The organism is Luteimonas lutimaris (genome assembly GCF_039537065.1).
GTDB lineage: Bacteria > Pseudomonadota > Gammaproteobacteria > Xanthomonadales > Xanthomonadaceae > Luteimonas > Luteimonas lutimaris.
In genome coordinates, this window is record NZ_BAAAZU010000004.1 from 205,289 (window position 1) to 227,993 (window position 22,705).

Here is a 22,705-nt window from a genome sequence, read left to right on the forward strand (position 1 = left end):
TGACCGGGCGTGTGTCATAAAGGGTGGTCGTCCGCTGGAGTCCACGTTCCATGCCAGAGCAAGCAACCGGGAAGCCGTCGAACAAGCCTCGCCTTCCGGTGCCCCGGCTGCAGTTACTGTCCAACGGACGCCACGCGGTGATGCTCACCGCGTCCGGCGCCGGCTACGGCCGGCTGCGGAATTGCGCGATCACCCGCTGGCACGCGGACCCGACTCGCGACGACTGCGGCTGCTGGATCTACCTGCGCGACGTCGACACTGGCACGACGTGGTCGGCGGGGCTGCAGCCCACGGGCGCGGTGCCGGACGACTACGCGGCGGACTTCGCGGAAGGACGGGCGTGCATCCGCCGCCGCGACGGCGACGTCGAAACTTCGACCGAGGTGGTCGTTGCCGGCGATGCCGATGCCGAAACGCGGCGCATCCTGCTACGCAACAATGGAGACCGCGCGCGCACCATCGAGGTGACCAGCTACGCCGAGCTGGTGCTGGCGCCGCCGCAGGGCGACGCGGCGCATCCGGCGTTCTCCAGGATGTTCGTGCGCACCGAGTGGCTGGCCGACCGGCAGGCACTGCTCGCCACGCGCCGCGTGCGCACGCCGGGCGATCCGTCGATCTGCGCCGCGCAGTGGCTGGAAGCCGAAGGCGACGCCGCCGAGCCGCAGCGGGAAACCGATCGCGCGCGCTTCATCGGCCGCGGCCGCGATGCACGCCGGCCCCTGGCGCTCGAATCCGACACGCTGTCCGGCACGGTCGGCACCGTGCTCGATCCGGTGTTCTGCCTGCGTCGCCGGGTCCGCATCACCCCGGGCCAGGCGGTCACGCTGCAGCTGTGGACGGTGGCGGCCGATACCCGCGAGCAGGTGCTGGCGCTGGTCGACCGCTTCCATGGCCGCGATGCCTTCGCGGACGTCGCGGACGGGGCATCGAAGCATGCGCAGGCGCTGCTGGCGACGATCGGCGTCGACGCGGGGCAGGCGCGGCGCTTCCAGCGGCTGGCGGCGGCGCTGCTGTATCCGGACCCCGCGCTGCGTGCCGCCCCCGGCGTGCGGGCGAAGGGGCAGGGCGGGGCGCCCACGCTCTGGGCCGGCGGCATTTCCGGCGACCGTCCCATCGTGCTGCTGCACATCGACGACGACGCCGGGCTGGCGCTGGTGGACGCGCTGCTGGATGCCGGCACGTACTGGCGTGCGCATGGCGTGGACACCGACATCGTGGCCGTCGCCCGCACCCGCGGCGCGCATGAGGCGTTGCAGTCCCGTTTCGACGATTGGGCGGAGCGCAATCCGCCGCCGGACGGCAAGCCGAACCTGTTCGCATTCCAGGCCGACGAGGCATCGGATGCATTGCGGGCCGGACTGGCGGCTGCGGCGGCCATCGTCCTCGACCAGCGCGACGGCGACTTCGCCGCGCAGGTCGATGCGCTGCCGGACGACGCGGGCGCGTTCGGCAACGCAGTGCATGCACGCACGACGACTGCCATGCCGGTGCCGCGTGAACCGGACATGGACGGCGGCATCGCGGCATCGCTGGAATTCTTCAATGGCCACGGCGGCTTCGCCGACGACGGCCGCGAGTACGTCACCGTCGTCCGCAACGGCGCGCTGCCGCCGATGCCGTGGCTCAACGTGGTCGCCAACCCGGACTTCGGCTTCACCGCCACCGAAGCCGGCGGCGGCTACGCGTGGTCGGGCAACAGCCAGCGCAATCCGCTCACGCCGTGGGCCAACGATCCGGTCTGCGACCCGCCGCAGGACGTGCTGTACGTGCGCGACGAGGCCGACGGTCGGCTGTTCACCGCCACCGCGCTGCCGCGCTGCGGCGACGGCGGCGAGTACGTCGCCCACCACGGCCACGGCTACAGCCGCTTCCGGCACACGGGGGACGGCATCGAACTGGATCTGCTGCAGTACGTGCCGGTCGACGACGGGCTGAAGATCTCGCGGCTGCGGCTGCGCAACCGCTCCGGCCGCGCGCGCAGGCTGTCGATCACCGCCTTCGTGCAGTGGGCGCTGGGGCCGAACGGCACCCGGCCGGCGCCGTTCGTGGCCACATCCCTGGACGAAGGCACCGGCGCGCTGTTCGCCACCAACGCCTGGCGCGCGGAATTCGGCGAGCGCGTGGCGTTCATGGATTTGCGCGGGCGGCAGCAGTCGCACAGCGGCGACCGTTTCGAATTCCTGGGCCTGCACGGCGACCTGGCCGCGCCCGCCGCGCTGCGCGACGACGCGCCGCTGTCGGGCCGCACCGGCGCCGGGCTCGATCCCTGCGGTGTCCTGCAGACGCGCGTGGAACTGCCCGCGGATGGCGAAGACGAGATCGTGCTGCTGCTTGGCGATGCCGACAGCGCCGAGGCCGCGCGCGAACTCGTGCAGCGCTATCGCCAGGCCAACCTCGACGCCGTGCTGCAGGCGGCAACGCGGCAGTGGGACGACATCCTCGGCACCGTGCAGGTGCGCACGCCCGACCGCGGCATGGACCTGCTGCTCAACGGCTGGCTGCTGTACCAGGCGCTGTGCTGCCGGGTGTGGGCGCGCACCGCCTACTACCAGGCCAGCGGCGCCTACGGATTCCGCGACCAGCTGCAGGACGTGATGGCGACCTGCATCGCGCGCCCGGACGAAACCCGCGCGCAGCTGCTGCGGGCTGCCGGGCGCCAGTTCGAGGAGGGCGACGTGCAGCACTGGTGGCTGCCGCCGGGCGGCGAGGGCATCCGCACGCGCATGACCGACGACCGCCTGTGGCTGCCGTTCGTGGCCTGCCACTACATGGACACCACCGGCGACACCGGTGTGCTCGACACGCGTCAGCCCTTCATCGAGGGCCCGCAGCTGGAAGACGGCCAGGACGAGGCCTACTACAGGCCCACGACCGCCGGCAGTGACGCCAGCCTGTACGAGCACTGCGCACGCGCGATCGACGCGAGCCTGTCGCTGGGCGCGCACGACCTGCCGCTGTTCGGCACCGGCGACTGGAACGACGGCATGAACCGCGTCGGCGAGCGCGGCAGGGGCGAGAGTTCGTGGCTGGGGTGGTTCCTGTGCGCGACCATCGACGCGTTCGCGCCGCATGCGAAGGCGCGCGGCGACGAAGCGCGCGCGGCGCGCTGGGAGCAGGTCGCGGCCACCGTGCGCAAGGGGCTGGACGCCGGCGGCTGGGACGGCCAGTGGTACCGGCGCGGCTACTACGACGACGGCACGCCGCTGGGCTCGCACGAAAGCGACGAGTGCCGCATCGACGCCATCGCCCAGTCGTGGAGCGTCATCGCCGGTGGCGGCGATCCGGCGCACGCGCGTTCGGCGATGGAGCAGGTCGACCGCCAACTGATCCTGCGCGACGAGAAGCTCGCGCCGCTGTTCACCCCGCCGTTCCAGCACACCGGCCACGACCCGGGTTACATCAAGGCCTATCCGCCCGGCCTGCGCGAGAACGGCGGCCAGTACACGCATGGTTCGCAGTGGTCGATCTTCGCGTTCTCGAAGCTGGGCGACGGCGACCGCGCGTTCGAACTGTTCTCGCTGATCAACCCGATCCACCATGCATCGACTCCCGAGGGCGTGCACCGCTACAAGGTCGAGCCGTATGTCGCGGTCGCCGATGTGTACTCGGTCGCGCCGCACGTCGGTCGCGGCGGCTGGACCTGGTACACCGGCTCCGGCGCGTGGCTGTACCGCGCGGGGCTGGAAGCGATCCTGGGCTTCCGGCTGCAGGGCGACCACCTGCGCCTGGCCCCGTGCATCCCGCGCGGCTGGCCGGGGTTCTCGATCGAATACCGCCGCGGCGACAGCCGCTACGCGATCGAAGTCGCCAACCCGCACGGCGCCTGCACCGGCATTGCCCGCTGCGAACTCGACGGCAAGTCGCTGGACGTCGAGCCGTGCCTGGTGCCGCTGCGCGACGACGGCGCGACGCACCGCGTGATCGTTGAACTCGGCCGCTGATGGCGGCCGGCGCGTGATGTCGAACCGCAAGCTGCCCGGCGAAACCGCGCGCCAGTGGCTGGCCCGGCGTGCACGCCGCCAGCCGCGCAACGAACCCGCATCCGCCATCGGCGAACAGGAACAGCCCCTGCGCTCGCAGCTGTTCAGCGCCGAGCAGATGGAACGCCACGGCCGCGTGCTCGCGCAGGCGCACACGCTGAGCGAACGCCGCAGCGCCGACCCGCTGCTGGCCCGCCTGAGCGCCAACGAGGCGGTGATCCAGCGCGCCAGCAAGCTGCTCAGCGAAGCCGCGCACGCAAAGCGCCGGCTGACGCCGGCCGGCGACTGGCTGCTCGACAACCTGTACCTGGTCGAGGAGCAGGTGCGCATCGCCCGCCGCCACCTGCCCAAGGGCTACAGCCGCGAGCTGCCGCGCCTGGAGGGCGGACCGTCCGACCAGCTGCCGCGGGTGTACGACATCGCCCTGAACGCCATCTCGCACGGCGACGGCCGCGTCGACGTCGAGAGCCTGGGGCGCTTCATCGCCGCCTACCAGTCGGTCACCCCGCTCACGCTGGGCGAACTGTGGGCGATCCCGATCATGCTGCGGCTGGCGCTGATCGAGAACCTGCGCCGGGTCAGCGCACAGGTGATCACCGGCCGCATCGACCGCGACCTGGCCGACGTGTGGGCCGACCGTTTCGCCGCCAGGGCCGAGTCCGATCCCAAGAGCGTGGTGCTGGTGATCGCCGACATGGCGCGCGCACAGCCGCCGCCGAGCAGCGCCTTCGTCGCCGAGATCGTGCGCCGGTTGCAGGGGCAGGGTGCGGCGCTGAGCCTGCCGCTGACCTGGATCGAGCAGTGGCTGGCGGACCACGAGCAGGGCATCGCGCAGCTGGTGCAGGTCGAGAACCGGCAGCAGGCCGCCGACCAGGTGTCGATCAGCAACAGCATCGGCAGCCTGCGCCTGCTGTCGATGACCGACTGGCGCGAGTTCGTCGAGACCATGAGCATGGTCGAGGCCACGCTGCGCGACGACCCCGATGGCACCTACGGGCGCATGGATTTCGCCACCCGCGACCGCTACCGGCACGTGGTCGAGGACATCGCCCGCCGCGGCAAGCTGGCCGAGACCGATGTCGCCCGCACTGTGCTCGAACTCGCGCGCGACGCCGGCGACGGCATCGCCACCCACGTGGGCTATTACCTGGTCGACGCCGGGCGCCCGGTGCTGGAGCGCAGGCTGTCGCTGCGTCGTGGCCCGCTGGTGGCGCTGCGACGCGGCACCGGGCGCGTGCCGCTGCCGCTGTACGTGTTGCCGATCGCCGGCATCGTGGCTCTGTTCACCTTCGGCCTGGTCCAGGACGCGTACGCGATCCTCGGCGACCGCGGCCTGCTGTGGCTGGTCGCAGTGCTGTGCGTGATCGCCTTCAGCGAGCTGGGCGTGGTGCTAGTGAACTGGTTCGCGACGATCCTGGTCATGCCGCGGGCGCTGCCGCGGCTGGACTATTCGGCCGGCATCCCGCCCGACGCGCGCACGCTGGTGGTGGTGCCGACGATGATCGGCGACGCGTCGACGGTCGGCCCGCTGGTGGACGCGCTGGAAGTCCGGTTCCTCGCCAACCGCGACCGCAACCTGCACTTCGCGCTGCTGACCGACTTCCTCGACGCCGACGAACAGGTGCTGGCGCAGGACGCCGGCGCGCTGACCGCGGCGCGCGAGGAGATCGAGGCACTCAACAGCCGCCATGCCGGCGACGGCGACGACATCTTCTTCCTCATGCACCGGCCGCGCAGCTGGAACCCGCGCGAGCGCAAGTGGATGGGCCACGAACGCAAGCGCGGCAAGCTGGGCGCGCTCAATGCGCTGCTGCGCCTGGGCGACGGGGGTGCGTTCTCGATGATCGTCGGCGACGCCGGCGTGCTGCGCGGCGTGCGCTACGTGATCACGCTCGATACCGACACCCGGCTGCCGCGCGACGCCGCACGCGAGCTGGTGGGCACGCTGGCGCACCCGCTCAACCGCGCGCGGATCGACACGCGCCGTGGCGTGGTCGACGGCGGCTACGGCATCCTGCAGCCGCGCGTGGGCACCAGCATGGGCGGCGAGCGGCATTCGTGGTACTCGCGGCTGTTCGGGAGCGAACCGGGGATCGACCCGTACACGCGCACGGTCTCGGACGTGTACCAGGACCTGTTCGGCGAGGGCTCGTTCGTCGGCAAGGGCATCTACGACGTCGCCGCCTTCGAGCAGTCGCTGGACGAACGTTTCCCCGACAACCGCATCCTCAGCCACGACCTGCTCGAAGGCTGCTACGCCCGCGCCGGCCTGGTCAGCGACGTGCAGCTGTACGAGGACTACCCGTCGCGCTACGCGCTCGAGGTCAAGCGCCGCCACCGCTGGATCCGCGGCGACTGGCAGCTGCTGCCGTGGCTGCTGCCGTGGGTGCCGACCGGCAACGGCCGGCACGAACGCAATCCGCTGTCGATGCTGTCGCGCGGCAAGCTGCTCGACAACCTGCGCCGCAGCCTGGTGCCGACGGCGACGGTGGCGCTGTTCGTGCTCGGCTGGCTGCTGGCGCCGCACCCGCTGGGCTGGACGCTGTGGGTCCTGTCGACGCTGCTGGTCGCGCCGCTGATGGCGGCCCTGACCGCACTGCTGGACAAGCCCGCCGAACTGCCGCTGCGTGCGCACCTGCGGCATCGCGCGCAGGCCGCGGGGCGCGACCTGGCAAGGATCGCGCTGGGGGCGGCGTTGCTGCCGTACGAAGCCTTCTACAGCCTGGATGCGATCGCGCGGACGCTGTGGCGGATGCTGGTCTCGCACCGCCGCATGCTGCAGTGGAGTCCGTCGAGCGAAGTCGAGAAGACGCTCGGCGACGGGCTGGCGGCGTCGCTGCGCTCGATGTGGTTCGCGCCGGTGTTCGTATTCGCTGTGGCCGCGGCGCTGCTGCGCCTGCACCCGACGGCGCTGCCGGTGGCCGCGCCGCTGCTGGCGCTGTGGCTGCTGTCGCCGGTGCTGGCCTGGTGGACCGGCCGGCCACGCAAGCGCGCCGCATCGGGATTGTCGGCGGAGCAGGGCAGGTTCCTCGGCCGGCTGTCGCGGCGCACCTGGGCGTTCTTCGAGGATTTCGTCACCGCCGCCGACCACTGGCTGCCGCCGGACAACATCCAGGAGCATCCCGCACTGCAGGTCGCGCGGCGCACGTCGCCGACCAACATCGGCCTGGCGCTGCTGGCCAACCTGTCCGCGCAGGATTTCGGCTACCTGCAGCCCGCGCCCATGGCCGAACGCATCGGCCGCACGCTGGACACGCTGGAAGCGCTGCCGCGGCACCGCGGTCACTACTACAACTGGTACGACACCGAAACGCTGCACCCGCTGCCGCCGCGGTACGTGTCGACAGTGGACAGCGGCAACCTCTCCGGGCACCTGCTGACCCTGCGCCAGGGGCTGCTGGCACAGCCGGATGCACCGGTGCTGGCGCCTGCCACCTGGCAGGGCCTGGGTGATGTCGCCGGCGTACTGGTAGAGAGCGGCGGCGAACTGCCGGCGGAGTTGCGCGCCAGGCTCGACGCGCTGCTGGCCGCGCCGCCGGCGACCTGCGGCGAGGCCGCGCGCGCGGTTGCCGAGCTGGCGTCTCTGGCCGAGCCGCTGGCCGCGCCCGGGGAGTCCTTCGAACCCGAACCCGATGCGGACGCCGATGCATCCACGCAAGCCGCGTATTGGGCGCACAAGCTGCTCGACCAATGCCGCGCCGCCGGCGCCGCGCTGGCATGGCTGCCGGAGGCACTGTCGGCGTCCGCGATCCCGACCCTGCGCGAGCTGGCCAGCCGGCCGGATGCGGGCGTCGCGGCCACCGCCCGCGAGCGCATCGCCGAATTCGAGCGCCTGGCCCACATCGCCGGCCAGTGCGCACAAATGGAACTCGACTTCCTCTACGACCGCAGCCGCCACCTGCTCACCATCGGCTACAACGTCGACGAACATCGCAGCGATCCGGGCTACTACGACCTGCTGGCGTCGGAGGCGCGGCTGGGGACCTTCCTGGGCATCGCGCGCGGCCAGCTGCCGCAGGACGCATGGTTCGCGCTGGGCCGGCTGCTGACCGACATCGACGGCGATCCCGCGCTGCTGTCGTGGAGCGGTTCGATGTTCGAGTACCTGATGCCACAGCTGGTGATGCCCAGTTACGAAGGCTCGCTGCTCGACCAGACCGCGCAGGCCTCCGTGGTCCGGCAGATCGAGTACGGCCGCCAGCGCGACGTGCCGTGGGGCATTTCCGAGTCCGGCTACAACACCATCGATGCGCGCATGAACTACCAGTACCGCGCCTTCGGCGTGCCGGGCCTGGGCCTGCGGCGCGGGTTGGCGCAGGACCTGGTGATCGCGCCGTACGCCAGCATGATGGCGCTGATGGTCGCGCCGGCCGAAGCGTGCGCCAACCTGCAGCGCATGGTTGCCGCGGGTTTTTCCGGCCGCCACGGCATGTACGAGGCGATCGACTACACGCCCGCGCGCCTGCCGCGCGGGCAGGCGCATGCGCTGGTGCGCTCGTACATGGCCCACCACCAGGGCATGGGGCTGCTGGCGCTGGACTACCTGCTGCACGACCAGCCGATGCAGCGCCGGTTCGTGTCCGATCCCGAATTTCAGGCGACGCTGCTGCTGCTGCAGGAGCGTATCCCGCGCACCGGCGCGTTCCACCCGCATACCACCGAGGTCGCCGGCGCGGCGGTGGTCCCGGACACGGCGGAAACCCGCCTGCGCATCTTCCGCAACGCCTCCTCGCCGCGGCCGGCGGTGCAGATGCTGTCCAACGGCCGCTACCACGCGATGCTGACCAGCGCCGGCGGCGGCTACAGCCGCCTGCACGAGATGGCCGTGACGCGCTGGCGCGAGGACGGCACGCGCGACCCCTGGGGCAGCTGGTGCTACCTGCGCGACGTGGACAGCGGCGAGTTCTGGTCGGCCTCGCACCAGCCCACCGCGGTGGAGGTGTCGGGCTACGAGGCGATCTTCTCCGACGCCAAGGCCGAGTTCCGCGGCCGCAAGCAGGGCTTCGAGACGCACCTGGAAATCGCCGTTTCGCCCGAGGACGACATCGAGCTGCGTCGCCTGCACGTGACCAACCAGTCGCGCGGCCCGCGCACAATCGAGATCACGACCTATGCGGAAGTGGTGCTGGCGCCGGCGGTCTCCGACGAGCTGCATCCGGCCTTCAGCAACCTGTTCGTGCAGACCGAGCTGGTGCCCGGGCGGCAGGCGATCCTGTGCACGCGGCGCGCACGCGCGCACGATGAAGTGCCGCCGTGGATGTTCCACCTGGTCGCCGTGCACGACGCGGACATCGTGCAGATTTCCTACGAGACCGACCGCTCGCGGTTCATCGGCCGCGGCCACGACGCGCGCACGCCGAAGGCGCTGCTGGAAGCCGGGCCGCTGTCGGGCAGCGAAGGGTCGGTGCTCGATCCGATCGTCGCGATCCGGTCGCAGATCACGCTGGCGCCGGACCAGACCGCGATCATCGACATGGTCACCGGCGTGGCCGGCGCGCGCGCCGACTGCGCGTCGCTGGTCGACAAGTACCGCGACCGCCGCCTGGCGGACCGCGTGTTCGACCTGGCCTGGACCCACAGCCAGGTGGTGCGCCGCCAGATCAACGCCACCCAGGCCGACGCGCAGCTGTACGAGCGCCTGGCCGGGCTGGTGCTGCACGCGCATCCGGCGCTGCGCGCCGATCCCTCGGTACTGCTGCAGAACCGGCGCGGGCAGTCGGGGCTGTGGGGGCAGGCGATTTCCGGTGACCACCCGATCGTGCTGGTGCAGATCAAGGAGGCGGAGAACATCGAGCTGGTGCGGCAGATGGTGCAGGCCTACGCATACTGGCGGCTCAAGGGCCTGACCGTCGACCTGGTGATCTGGAACGAGGAGCAGGGCGGCTACCGCCAGCAGCTGCACGACCAGATCATGGGACTGATTTCGGCCGGCGTGGAAGCCAACGTGATCGACCGCCCCGGCGGCATCTTCGTGCGCCCGGCGCACCAGCTTCCGCAGGAAGACCGCATCCTGCTGCAGTCGGTGGCGCGCGTGATCGTCGGCGACGCGCACGGCACGCTTGCCGAACAGGTCGCGCGCCGCCCGCCGCCGGAAACGGTGGTACCGCCGCTGCAGCCGCAGCCGACCCAGTACGAACTGATGCCGCTGCCCACCGAAGACGAACACGCCGACGTCGGGCGCGGCGGCAACGCCATGGTCGACCCGTGGCCGTTCGACCCGGTCTCGGAGCCGCTGCGCGTGGGCAACGGCATCGGTGCGTTCTCGGCCGACGGCCGCGAATACGTGATCGACCTGCCGCCGGGCAGCACCACGCCGGCGCCGTGGTCGAACGTGCTCGCGAACCCGCACTTCGGCTGCGTGGCCAGCGAGTCGAACGTCGGCTACACCTGGGCCGAGAACGCGCACGAGTTCCGCCTCACGCCCTGGCACGACGATCCGGTGACCGACGCCAGCGGCGAGGCCTTCTACCTGCGCGACGAGCAGACCGGCCAGTTCTGGTCGCCGACCCCGCTGCCGTGCCGCGGCGAGGGCGCCTACCGGGTGCGGCACGGCTTCGGCTACAGCGTCTACGAGCACGAGCAGGACGGCATCGCCAGCGAGCTGTGGGTCTACGTGGCGCGCGAGGCCGCGGTCAAGTACAGCGTGCTGCGCGTGCGCAACACCGGCGACCGCACCCGCAGGCTCAGCGCCACCGGCTACGTCGAGTGGATCCTCGGCGACCTGCGCGCGCGCACGCAAATGCACGTCGTGACCGAGGCCGATACCGAGCACGGCCAGGCCATACTCGCGCGCAACGCCTACAACACCGAGTTCGGCGGCCGCACCGCGTTCTTCGCCGCGGACGTCGACGCGGCCGGCTGGCACGGCGAGGAAGCGCGCCACAGCCTTGGCGGCGACCGCACCGAGTTCGTCGGACGCAACGCCAGCCTGCGCGCGCCGGCGGCGATGACGCGCGAACGCCTGTCCGGGCGGCTGGGCGCGGGGCTCGACCCCTGCGCCGCGCTGCAGGTGCCGCTGGACCTGGCGCCGGGGCAGTCGCGCGACGTCGTGTTCCGCCTCGGCGCCGGACGTACCCGGCCCGAGGCGCTGGCGACGCTGCGCGAGACGCGCGGCCGCGACGCGGCCTGGGACGCGCTGGACGAAGTACGCATCGGCTGGCTGCGCACGCTGGGCGCGGTACAGGTCGAGACGCCCGAGCCGTCGGTCGACCTGCTCGCCAACGGCTGGCTGCTGTACCAGACCATCGGCTGCCGCTATTTCGCGCGCAGCGGCTACTACCAGTCCGGTGGCGCGTTCGGCTTCCGCGACCAGCTGCAGGACACGATGGCGATGCTGCACGCCGAGCCGAAGCTCGCGCGCGACCACCTGCTGCTCTGCGCCGAGCACCAGTTCATCGACGGCGACGTGCAGCACTGGTGGCACCCGCCACTGGACCGCGGCGTACGCACGCGCTGCTCCGACGACTACCTGTGGCTGCCACTGGCGACCTGCCGCTACGTCGAGGCGACCGGCGACCGCGACGTGCTCAACGAGCGCATGACCTACGTCGAGGGACGCCGCGTCAATCCCGACGAGGAGTCCTACTACGACCTGCCATCGCGCTCGGGCACGCGCGAAACCCTGTACCAGCACTGCGTGCGCAGCCTGCAGCGCGCACTCGACCTGTTCGGCGAACGCGGCCTGCCGCTGATCGGCACCGGCGACTGGAACGACGGCATGAACCGGGTGGGGGAGGGCGGCCGCGGCGAGAGCGTCTGGCTTGGATTCTTCCTCTACGACGTGCTCGGCCGTTTCCAGGTCCTGGCGCGCGACCGCGGCGACCTGCTGTTCGCCGAGCGCTGCCTGGAACGCGCCACGCAGCTGCGCGACAACCTGGAGAACCACGCCTGGGACGGCGCCTGGTACCGGCGCGCGTGGTTCGACAACGGCGCGCCGCTGGGTTCGACCGAAAGCGACGAATGCAACATCGACTCGATCTCGCAGAGCTGGTCGGTGCTGTCCGGCGCGGCCGATACCGGGCGCGCCACGCAGGCAATGGAGTCGCTCGACCAGCGCCTGGTGCGCCGCGACGCCGGCCTGGTGCAGCTGCTGGACCCGCCGTTCGACAAGACCTCGCAGGATCCCGGTTACATCCGCGGCTATGTTCCGGGTGTGCGCGAGAACGGCGGCCAATACACCCATGCCGCGGTGTGGGCGACGATGGCCTTCGCCGAACTCGGCGACCACGCACGCGCGTGGGAACTGTTCGGGATGATCAACCCGATCCACCACGGCGACAGTGCCGAGCGCATCGCCACCTACAAGGTCGAGCCCTACGTGGTGGCCGCGGACGTGTACGCGGTCGAACCGCACGTCGGTCGCGGTGGCTGGACCTGGTACACCGGTTCGGCCGGGTGGATGTACCGGCTGGTTATCGAATCGCTGCTCGGACTGCGGCTTGAAGGCGGCAGCCTGCGGCTGTCGCCCTGCATCCCGCCCGACTGGCCCGGGTACCGCGTGCGCTACCGCTACCGCGACACCGTCTACCGCATCCACGTCCGCCAGGAAGCCGGGCAGGGCACGCCACGGCTGCGCGTCGACGGCGTCGAGCACACCGGGCTTGCGATTCCCCTGCACGACGACCGCGCGCAGCACGAGGTCGAGCTATGGTTGCCACGGAGTTCGAAGCCGGGCGCGTAACCTTCCGCCGCGGTACCGCAAGGAAATCCCGACCCCACCGCACGCGATTCCCTGACCGGTTGCCGCGGTCACGGCCGATGCTCCCGGCTGCCACCGCGCGCCATCCTTGCCGTGTCCACGCACGACAGGGAAACGTCGCAGATGAAATGGAGCTCACTCCTGTTCGCGTCGCTGCTGCTGTGCACGTGTGCGCCGCACGCCCGTGCCGAAGGCTTCCACAAGTGCGGCGGCGAGGGTGGGGCGGTTGCGTACCGCAGCCAGACCTGCCTGCCCGGCGAAACGCTGCTCGCCACCCTCGAACCAGAGCCCGAATTTTCCGCGCAGCGCAACGATGCCGAACGGAACAGCACGGCACCCGCTCCCCGCCCGAAACCGGCCCGCAACGCGGACCGCCGGGAACGCAGCCATGCCACGCAACGCCTGCAGGGCAGCCGCAAACCCCGGGCGAAGAAAAACCCCTGCGCCGCCGCCAAGCTGGCCCGCGACGACTTCCAGCGCCGCCGCGGCATCCGGATCACAATGGTCGAACTGTCGCGCTGGAACCATCGCGTCTACGACGCCTGCAAGTAGGCAGGTGGCGCCATCCGTCGCCCGCACCTGTGCGCGGGCGACGGCAGAGGGTGCGACGGCAGCTAGAACTGCAGGCGCGCACCCACCGACAGCGACCGCGGCGCGCCGGCCTGCAGGATGGCGTCGTCCGCAGCGGCACGATCGCGCACGCTGAAGGTGCCGACGTAGTCCTTGTCCAGCAGGTTGCGAGCCTCGGCGAACAGCGTCCATTGGCCGCGCTCGATGCCGGCGCGCAGTCCGAGCAGGTGGTATCCGCGCACACGGTAATGGTTGTCGAAATCCGCGTAGCGTGCACCGACCAGGTCGAACGTCGGCCCGGCAAAGAACCCGGCATCGTTGCGGTAGATCAGCTCGCCGCGTATCGCGTAGTCGGGCGCCGCAGGCAGGTCGTTGTCGCCATAGGTGCGGTCGCCATCGAATGAAAACGCGTTGCAGGTCACGCTGACCAGCGGCTCGATGCGATGCGAGCCGTCGCCGAACGCGAAACTCGCGCCCGCCACCGCCTCGATGCCGGCGTGGACCGTGCGGTCGATGTTGGTGGACAGGCTGGTGCCCGGCGCCGACGGATCGTCGACGGACAGGATTTCGTCGCGGATCCGCGCGTGGTACAGCGACAGGTCCCAGTGCAGGCGCGTCGCCGCGGCCGTCGTCGTGCTGCCGCGCAGCCCGACTTCCAGCACGCTGCCGTGCATCGCGTCGAGCGTGGCGTCGCCGCCGCGCACGTCGTCCTCGAGTTCGAACGTCGTGGGCGCCTCGTACAGCCGGCTGAGGCTCGCGAAGGCCTCGGCGGACGGCGCCAGCGTCCGGATCACGCCCACGCGCGGATTGAGCGAGGAATAGTCCGCGTCCGGATGGCGCACGCTGCCGCTGGCCAGGTCGGTGTTGCGCACGTCGCGGCCGGTGAGCACGCCCTGGACGCCGTAGACCAGCGTCCAGCCCGGACGCAAGCACCAGCGATCGAGCACGAAGGCCTCCACGCTGCCGGAACGATTGTCGATGAGGCCGGTGCGGCCGTTGCGGCGGCCGCCGTCGTTGCGGTAGTTGGCGCCCGTTTCATGGGTCGTGGCCAGGTTGATGCCGGCCAGCACGTCATGGTCCCCGCGCTGGACCTGGTAGCGGACCATGCCGCCCAGCGTGCGCTGGCGTGTGTCCTTCAGCAGGCTGAAGACCTCCACCGGCGGATTGGGCCCGGGCCCGTCGAAATCGACCATGACCTTGTCCACGATCGGGTGGTAGAGGTCCTGGTCCTCGTACGACAGCCCGAACTCGAGCCGGCGCCCGGGCTCGATGTGCCAGTTGCCCTTTGCAGCCAGGCGGCTGGTGCGCACGTTGAGCTGGTAGTTGCCGCTGATCGCCGATGGATTGGCCTGGTACGGGTCCTGGTCGAACTGCGCGCGGGTCAGCGCACCGGCGAGCTGTTCGTCATTGTCGATATGAGTGGCGAACACGCGCAGGTCGAAGTCATCGGACACCTGCCAGCCGCCGTTGGCATACAGGCCGCTGCGATCCTGCCGGCTGTGCCGGCGATAACCGTCGCGGCTGCGCGCTTCCAGCGTGACCTGGCCATCGAAATCGTCCGCCACACCGCCGCCGGTCAGCCGTCCGCCCAGCAGGCCGTGGCTGCCGGCATCGAGGACGAACTGCGTGGCCGCGCCGTCGCGTGCGGTGGCCGAAACGAAATCCATCGCGCCGCCCAGGTTGCTCGCGCCATAGGCCAGCGCGTTGGCACCGTGCGCGACGATCACCCGGCTGGCCGCCATCGGGTCCGGGAACCGGTTGTGGTTGTTGCCGTCGGCGGTGGTGATCGGCAGGCCGTCCTGGAACAGCTTGACCCCGTTGCTGTCGTAGTCGGTGGCGTCCAGGTTGGAGCCGCGGCTGGAAATGAAGATCGCGTCACCCCCGGTCGAACTCTGCGTCCACACGCCGGGGACGTAGCGCAGGGCATCGGCGACGTTGCCGACGGATCATTCGTAGAACGTTTCGCCGTCCACGACGCTGACGCTGCCGGGCGTCAGCTCGCGTTCGGCCTCGACGGGATCACGCAGGACGCCGTGGACGTGGATCGCATCGAGCGTGGTGGCCTGCGGCGCGGCGTCATCGGGCACCGGGGTGGCAGCGGCCGAGGCGGGCAGCGGTGAGGACAGCGCGGCCACGATGGCCACGCACAGGCACGACGAACGCATCGCCGTGCAGACGGGACTGGACATATCGACTCCAAAGCACAAGGGCGCGGCGCAACGGCCGCGCGGGTAGGTCGCTTGCTTGTGGTTCAGAGCGCGAGGGGCGGGGCCTGCGAACCCAGTCCGCGCAGGTTGCGCGGCCATCGCAGGAACAATGAATAGGCGCGCGGAGTCGGTGGCGGCGGTGCGCGCAGCAGCAGTGCGAACACCAGCAGCACCACGACCGGCACCGGCGTGGAAAGCAGGCAATAGCCGCAGACGTCACCCATGGTCGTCATCGGCTGCACGGGCGCCGTTCCTTCGTCGCCGATCGGCAGGACCTCGACCACCCTCAGGCCCGCAGCCGTGCACATCTGCTGCAACGCGGGCCCGACCGTCGGCATCGTCGCCGCCAGGACGCGGCTGACCGTGGGCACGGCAGCGATCAACAGCATCGCCAGGACGGCGAACCATGCCATGTGCCGGAAACTGCGGGAGCCGCGGGTCATCCGCACATTGTAGGTCCTGGCGGGCTTCCGGCACCGCTGACGGCGGAAAGACAAACAGGCAAACGCGGATGGCTCCCGGCACCCAACGCCGATGGCTGGGTGGAGTTCGGGTGCCTTGTGCCGCGAATGGAGGCCGCGTTTGCGCGCATCGTGCGCCAGGCAGATGACAGGTCCGGCAACGTGGCGATCCATGCGATGCACGTGCAGCGGCCACGGAGGACGTGAGGCGGCGGCCGTCCGGCCGGGAAACGCAGCCAAACAATGGCGGGAGTTCCCGCGCGCCCAAACCCTTGCATGGACCTTCGTCCAGGGTTGCTAGGCTTCGGCCATGGACCGGTTTTCACGTCGTCGATTCGTGGCAGGGCTGGCTGGCGTTCCTGCGCTGGGGCTGGCGGGCCAACTGCCTGCCGCTTCAATGATACATAATAGACATTATGCGAAATTAAATATCCAGACCGATGTTCGCCAGCAGCCCGTCGGCAGCGACTACGCCCTGTCCGTCGGCGCCCTTCCGGTCAACTACACCGGCCGCCCGGCCAACGCCGTGGCAATCAACGGCGGCATCCCCGGACCGCTGCTGCGCTGGCGCCAGGGGCAAACCGTCACGCTGCGGGTCGCCAACCGGCTCGGCGTGGATACCTCGATCCATTGGCACGGGATCCTGCTGCCGTCGAACATGGACGGCGTGCCCGGGCTGAGCTTCCACGGCATCCGGCCCGGCGAGGCATTCGCTTACAAATTCACGCTGAAACAGGCCGGTACGTACTGGTACCACGCCCATTCCAGCCTGCAGGAAGCCAAGGGCGTCTATGGTGCGATCGTGATCGAGCCGGACCAGCCCGATCCGGTCGCCGCGGACCGTGACTATGTGCTGCTGCTGTCGGACTGGAGCGACGAGGATCCGCACGCGATCGTGCGCAAGCTCAAGATCCAGCCCGACTACTACAACCGCCACAAGCGCACGGTCGGCGATTTCATCCGCGACGCGCGCCGCGACGGCCTCGGCGCCACGCTGAACGACCGCGGCATGTGGGGCCGGATGCGGATGAGCCCGACGGATCTCGCCGACGTCAACGGGTTGACCTACACCTTCCTGGTCAACGGCACCACGCCGGCCGGCAACTGGACGGGCCTGTTCAAGCGCGGCGAACGGGTCCGGCTGCGTTTCATCAACGGCTCGGCGATGACGTACTTCGACGTGCGCATTCCCGGCCTGGAGATGACCGTGGTCGCCGCCGACGGCCAGCCGGTGCATCCGGTCAGCATCGACGAGTTCCGCATCGGGGTGGCCGAAACGCTGGACGTGGTGGTCACGCCGATGGAGGACCAGCCCTACACCGTGTTTGCGCAGGCAATGGATCGCAGCGGCTATGCGCGCGCCACGCTGGCGCCAAGGATCGGACTGGAAGCACCCGTCCCTGCCCTCGATCCACGCCCGATCCTGACCATGGCCGACATGGGCCACGGCGATCATGCGGGACACGACATGTCCGGCCACGCGATGAAGATGGACGCGCCGGAAGCACCTCGATCAACACAGCCCGCCGCCGCTTCAACGCACGACCATGGCGCGATGAACCACGGTGGGATGGACCACGCGGCAATGGATCACGCCGCCATGGGGCACGCCACACCGGGCCATGCGGCGATGGACCATTCGATGCACGGCGCCGGTGGCAGCACTGCCGCGATGGTGTCGCACCCGGCCAGCGAAACCGGCAACCCGGCCGTCGACATGCAGACGATGACGCCATCGCGTGCGCTCGACGATCCCGGCATCGGCCTGCGCGGCAACGGCCGCCGCGTGCTGACCTACGCGAATCTGAAAAGCGCCTTCGACGACCCCGACCCGCGCGAGCCCTCGCGCACCGTCGAGCTGCACCTGACCGGCAACATGGAACGCTACGTCTGGGGCTTCGACGGCATCCGCTTTTCCGAGGCCGAACCGATCCGCCTCAACCATGGCGAACGCATGCGCATCGTGCTGGTCAACGACACGATGATGGAACACCCGATCCATCTGCATGGCCTGTGGAGCGACCTGGAGGACCAATCCGGCGCCTTCCACCTGCGCAAGCACACGATCAGCGTGCCACCGGGCCATGTGCGCAGCTATCGCGTCAGCGCCGATGCCATCGGTCGCTGGGCCTACCACTGCCACATGCTGCTGCACATGGAGCTGGGCATGTTCCGCGAGGTACGCGTCGAATGACACCGCCTGCGCTCGCACTACTGGCAATCGCGGCAGCCGGCATCGCCATGCCGGCATCTGCACAGCACGATGCTCACGCGCACCCTGCGCAGCCGAACGCTTCCACGCCGCCGGTCGCCGACCCGCACGCGCATCATGGCCACGCCATGCCCGCCCCCACTTCCCAGGCGCAGTTGTCCTCCCCCTTCCCTGCCCCCACGGCCGCCGAGCGCGTCGCCGCATTCCCGGCCGATCTCGAAGGCATGGACATGCGCGCACACATGGACGACAACCCGCTGGTCGCGGTGTTTCGCGGCGACCGGCTCGAATACGGCGATGGCGATGCACTCGGCTGGGACCTGCGCGCGGGCATCGGGCGCAACCTCGACAAGCTCTGGCTGCGCAGCGAGGGCGAGCGCCGCGACGGCAGGCTCGAGCATGCCCGCACGGAACTGTCCTGGAGCCACGCCACCGGACCATGGTGGGACCGCACGATCGGCCTGCGCCACGATGCGGGCAGCGGCGGCGCGGCGCGCGACTGGGCGGCGATCGGCGTGCAGGGCCTGGCGCCGTACAAGTTCGAGTTCGAAGCCACCGGCTACGTCGGCACCGCCGGCCGCCTGGCTGCTCGCGTGGAAGGCGAATACGAAATCCTGCTCACGAACCGCCTCATCCTGCAGCCGAAGCTGGAAGCCAACTTCTACAGCCGCGACGACGAAGACAACCGCCTCGGCAAGGGCCTGAGTGACGCCAGTTTCGGCCTGCGTCTGCGCTACGAATTCAGCCCGCGCTTCGCGCCCTACGTTGGCCACGTCTGGACGCGCCGTTTCGGCGACACCGCCGATCTCGTCGAAGCCGCAGGCCATGAAGCCGGCGAGCATGGCTGGGTCGCCGGCGTCCGCTTCTGGTTCTGAGGGACGGGACGCCCACCTCAACCCCGCCCTGCCCAGCGCCCTCTTTTGCAGCCGGCGAGCACGGCCAGGGATTCACGCCAAACCCTTGACCTTTGACCAGAGTCAAGGGTCTACCATGACGTCCTGCATCCGGAGATATCCATGAACATCGGCCAGCTCGCGCGCCAGGCCGGCGTGCCCATCGACACCGTCCGCTACTACGAGCGTCAGGGCCTGATCCCGGAGCCGCCGCGCAGCACCAGCGGCTACCGCCAGTACGGGCCGGGTGACGTCACGCGCCTGGAGTTCATCCGCCGCGCCAAAACCCTCGGATTCACACTTGAGGAAATAGGTGAACTCATGGCGATAAGTGGAAATTATTCCAATGATATGAAGGAGATGAAGCAGAAAGCTTCCACGAAACTTCAAGTCGTGGAAGCACGCCTGGAAGAGCTGGTCCGGATGCGCGACGCCCTGCGCGGGCTGGTCGACGCCTGCCCCGGACATGGCCCGCTGGCGGCCTGCCCGATCATGGCGGCGCTGACCACCGACCCGGCCACCGACAGCAGCCGGGCCGCCTGACATGCCACACCACCACGACCACGCCTCCCACGACGGCTGCTGCGGCAAACAGGTGCAACCGGCTGCCACCGGCAAGGCCATCGACCCGGTCTGCGGCATGACCGTGGACCCGGCGAAGACCCCGCACCACGCGACCCACGAAGGCATCGAGTACCACTTCTGCAATCCGCGCTGCCGGGAGAAATTCATCGCCGACCCGATGCGCTACCTGCACCCGGAAACGGTCGAACCCGCGCCCCCTCCCCCGCCCGGCACGCGCTACTTCTGCCCGATGGATCCGCAGATCGAGCAGGACGGCCCCGGCACCTGCCCGATCTGCGGCATGGCGCTGGAGCCGATGCTGCCGTCGCTGGACGACGGCGAGAACCCGGAGCTGGTCGATTTCCGCCGCCGCTTCTGGTGGACGCTGCCGTTGAGCCTGGCGACGATGCTGCTGGCGATGGCCGGGCACCTGTTCGACTTGGTGCCCGCAGCAGTACAGCCATGGATCGAATTCGCGCTCGCCAGCCCGGTCGTGCTCTGGGCCGGTTGGCCCTTCCTGCAGCGCTGGGCGCAGTCGATCCGCAACCGCAGCCCCAACATGTGGACGCTGATCGGCACCGGCGTGATCGCCGCCTACGGCTACAGCGTGGTCGCCACCATCGCGCCCGGCGCGTTCCCGGCGTCGTTCCGCGACCATGGCGTGGTCGGGGTGTATTTCGAGGCGGCGGCGATGATCGTGTCGCTGACCCTGCTCGGCCAGCTGCTCGAACTCAAGGCCCGCTCACGCACGTCCGCGGCGATCCGCGAACTGCTGGAACTGGCGCCGAAAACCGCGCGCCGCATCCGCGACGATGGCGGCGAGGAAGACGTCGAACTCGCCGACATCCGCGCCGGCGACCGGCTGCGGGTGCGCCCGGGCGAGAAGGTGCCGGTCGACGGCGTACTCGTCGAAGGCCGTTCCAGCGTCGACGAATCGATGCTCACCGGGGAGCCGGTGCCCGTCGAAAAGACGATCGACGACCGCGTCATCGGCGCCACCATCAACGGCACCGGCGGCTTCGTGATGCGCGCGGAGAACGCCGGCGGCGATGGCGTGCTGGCGCAGATCGTGCAGATGGTCGCGCAGGCGCAGCGCTCGCGCGCGCCGATGCAGCGCATGGCCGACAAGGTGGCGTACTGGTTCGTGCTCGGCGTGCTGGGCATCGCCACGCTCACTTTCTTCGGCTGGGGCCTGTTCGGCCCGGCGCCGTCGTGGACGCACGCGATCCTCGCCGCGGTGTCGGTGCTGATCATCGCCTGCCCCTGCGCGCTGGGGCTGGCCACGCCGATGTCGATCATGGTCGCCACCGGCCGCGCGGCGCAGGCCGGCGTGCTGTTCCGCGACGCAGAGGCAATCGAAACCCTGCATCGCATCGACACGCTGGTGGTCGACAAGACCGGCACCCTGACCGAAGGCCGACCCGCCTTCCGCGAGGTCGTGGCGGTCGAGCCGTGGGAGCACGACGAGGTATTGCGACTGGCCGCCAGCCTCGACCTGGGCAGCGAGCATCCGCTGGCCGCGGCAATCGTCGCCGAAGCACGGCGCCGCGATCTGCCGCTGTCGACGGCGACGGACTTCGAATCCGTCACCGGTGCGGGCGTCCGTGGCACCGTCGACGGCCGGGCGCTGGCATTGGGCAACGACGCGCTGATGCGTGAACACGGCGCCGACCCGCAGCCGCTCGCCGAGCGCGCCGCGGACCTGCGCGCGCACGGCGCCAGTGTCATGCACCTGTGCGTGGACGGCGCGCTGGCGGGCCTGGTCGCCGTCGCCGATCCGCTCAAGGCCGGCAGCGCGGCCGCCATCGATCGCTTGCACGCGGACGGGCTGCGTATCGTCATGGCCTCCGGCGATGCCGCTGCCACCGCGCGCGCGGTCGCCGGCGAACTGGGCATCGACGAGGTGCATGGCGAGGTGCGGCCGGCCGACAAGCTGGAACTGGTGCAACGGCTGAAAGCCGGGGGCCGCCGCGTGGCCATGGCCGGCGACGGCATCAATGATGCGCCCGCGCTGGCCGCCGCCGACGTCGGCATCGCCATGGGCACCGGCACCGACGTCGCCATGTCCAGCGCCCAGGTCACGCTGGTCAAGGGCGACCTGGCCGGCATCGCCCGCGCACGCGCGGTCTCCGTCGCCACGGTGCGCAACATGCGCCAGAACCTCGGGTTTGCCTTCGCCTACAACGCGCTGGGCATCCCGATCGCCGCGGGCGTGCTTTACCCGCTGACCGGCCTGCTGCTGTCGCCGATGCTGGCCGCACTGGCGATGAGCCTGAGCTCGGTTTCGGTGGTCGGCAACGCGTTGCGTCTGCGGCTGTCCGCGCCCGACGGTGAACAAAATGCGTCGAACGCGAAAACAAGGCTTGCGCGTTCGCCGGACGCTGGCTAGAATTTCGCGCTTTCCAGCCCGTGGGGCCATAGCTCAGCTGGGAGAGCGCCTGCATGGCATGCAGGAGGTCGGCGGTTCGATCCCGCCTGGCTCCACCACCATTCCGGAACCGGTACCGCCGTTTCCGACCCGAGTTCCAACTGCGTCCCCATCGTCTAGAGGCCTAGGACACCACCCTTTCACGGTGGACACCGGGGTTCGAATCCCCGTGGGGACGCCACTTCAAACCGGAACAGGCCCGCTTCGGCGGGCCTGTTTTCGTATGCGCGATCCGAATGGCCCGTCCTGGCCGGGACCCCGCGCAGCCGCCGTTGACTGCATGGCGACGACGCCGGCCCCGGGCCGGCTGCGATCATGGAGCAAGGCGATGGCAAGGTCCGTACTGACCGTGGAGCCGGCCCCGCGCGGCTGGATCGTCCGCCAGGGCGGCAGGGCCCTGGAAATCCTGCCGACCAAGCTCGAGGCCATCGGCGTCGCCAGCCGGATGGCCGAAGACCTGCACCGCACCCACGGCGACGCGACCGGCGTCGCGGTGCGGATCGCGGGCGGCGACAGCGTCCTGATCGCACGCCACGGCTGGAGCGGACAGAAATCCCGCGTCGCCCCGCGTTGATCGCGCGTCGTCTACGTGCACGGCCATCAGGTCCGGCGCACAAGAAGGGGCAGCTCCCGACTTTGGGAAAACCACACTGCCCGCTTGCACGGGACGCCGCAACCTGACCGTCCCGGAA

At 70.3% G+C, this 22,705-nt stretch carries 11 protein-coding genes, 2 tRNA genes and 1 pseudogene; 10 read left to right on the forward strand and 4 right to left on the reverse strand.

Annotation, left to right across the window (positions count from 1 at the left end; genetic code table 11):
• The first annotated feature begins 50 nt into the window (after positions 1-50).
• The 3 genes from ABD679_RS05060 to ABD679_RS05070 all read left to right on the forward strand — a co-directional run bounded on the left by ABD679_RS05060 (position 51) and on the right by ABD679_RS05070 (position 13,230).
• On the forward strand, positions 51-3,941 hold the full coding sequence (locus ABD679_RS05060) for a GH36-type glycosyl hydrolase domain-containing protein (RefSeq protein ID WP_344758876.1): 3,891 nt from the start codon (positions 51-53) through the stop codon (positions 3,939-3,941).
• Positions 3,942-3,957: 16 nt separating this feature from the next.
• Positions 3,958-12,660, forward strand: coding sequence for a glycoside hydrolase family 94 protein (locus ABD679_RS05065; protein WP_425561846.1), 8,703 nt, complete (start codon positions 3,958-3,960; stop codon positions 12,658-12,660).
• 141 nt (positions 12,661-12,801) lie between these two features.
• Positions 12,802-13,230, forward strand: coding sequence for a hypothetical protein (locus ABD679_RS05070; protein ID WP_344758877.1), 429 nt, complete (start codon positions 12,802-12,804; stop codon positions 13,228-13,230).
• A gap of 62 nt (positions 13,231-13,292) precedes the next feature.
• Here the strand turns inward: ABD679_RS05070 and ABD679_RS05075 are convergent, their stop codons facing one another.
• From ABD679_RS05075 to ABD679_RS05090, 4 genes and pseudogenes are all read right to left on the reverse strand, one after another.
• Positions 13,293-14,915 carry a TonB-dependent receptor domain-containing protein gene (locus ABD679_RS05075; protein ID WP_344759135.1) on the reverse strand — a complete coding sequence of 541 codons (1,623 nt, stop codon included), beginning with the start codon at positions 14,913-14,915 and terminating at the stop codon, positions 13,293-13,295.
• A 12-nt stretch (positions 14,916-14,927) separates the two neighbouring features.
• Positions 14,928-15,179 (reverse strand): annotated as a pseudogene (locus tag ABD679_RS05080) (TonB-dependent receptor plug domain-containing protein); the annotation flags it as partial.
• 15 nt (positions 15,180-15,194) lie between these two features.
• Positions 15,195-15,437 (reverse strand): hypothetical protein, encoded by a 243-nt coding sequence (locus ABD679_RS05085; RefSeq protein ID WP_344758878.1) that lies wholly within the window; start codon positions 15,435-15,437, stop codon positions 15,195-15,197.
• A 62-nt stretch (positions 15,438-15,499) separates the two neighbouring features.
• Positions 15,500-15,898, reverse strand: coding sequence for a DUF2946 domain-containing protein (locus ABD679_RS05090; RefSeq protein ID WP_344758879.1), 399 nt, complete (start codon positions 15,896-15,898; stop codon positions 15,500-15,502).
• Positions 15,899-16,226: 328 nt separating this feature from the next.
• Here ABD679_RS05090 and ABD679_RS05095 point away from each other — a divergent pair, with 328 nt between their 5' ends.
• The 7 genes from ABD679_RS05095 (at position 16,227) to ABD679_RS05125 (ending at position 22,587) form a co-directional block, all read left to right on the forward strand.
• Complete coding sequence (locus ABD679_RS05095; RefSeq protein WP_344758880.1) at positions 16,227-18,110, forward strand: copper resistance system multicopper oxidase; 1,884 nt, start codon at positions 16,227-16,229, stop codon at positions 18,108-18,110.
• A gap of 248 nt (positions 18,111-18,358) precedes the next feature.
• Positions 18,359-19,003 carry a copper resistance protein B gene (locus ABD679_RS05100; RefSeq protein WP_344758881.1) on the forward strand — a complete coding sequence of 215 codons (645 nt, stop codon included), beginning with the start codon at positions 18,359-18,361 and terminating at the stop codon, positions 19,001-19,003.
• Between the two features lie 141 nt (positions 19,004-19,144).
• Positions 19,145-19,564, forward strand: a complete 420-nt coding sequence (locus ABD679_RS05105) for a MerR family transcriptional regulator (protein ID WP_344758882.1) — start codon at positions 19,145-19,147, stop codon at positions 19,562-19,564.
• A 1-nt stretch (position 19,565) separates the two neighbouring features.
• Entirely contained in the window at positions 19,566-21,974 is a 2,409-nt protein-coding gene (locus ABD679_RS05110) for a heavy metal translocating P-type ATPase (protein WP_344758883.1), read from the forward strand.
• A 22-nt stretch (positions 21,975-21,996) separates the two neighbouring features.
• Positions 21,997-22,072, forward strand: a tRNA-Ala gene (locus tag ABD679_RS05115).
• 46 nt (positions 22,073-22,118) lie between these two features.
• Positions 22,119-22,194: transfer RNA gene (locus tag ABD679_RS05120), tRNA-Glu, on the forward strand.
• Between the two features lie 147 nt (positions 22,195-22,341).
• Positions 22,342-22,587 (forward strand): hypothetical protein, encoded by a 246-nt coding sequence (locus tag ABD679_RS05125; protein ID WP_344758884.1) that lies wholly within the window; start codon positions 22,342-22,344, stop codon positions 22,585-22,587.
• Positions 22,588-22,705: the final 118 nt, after the last annotated feature.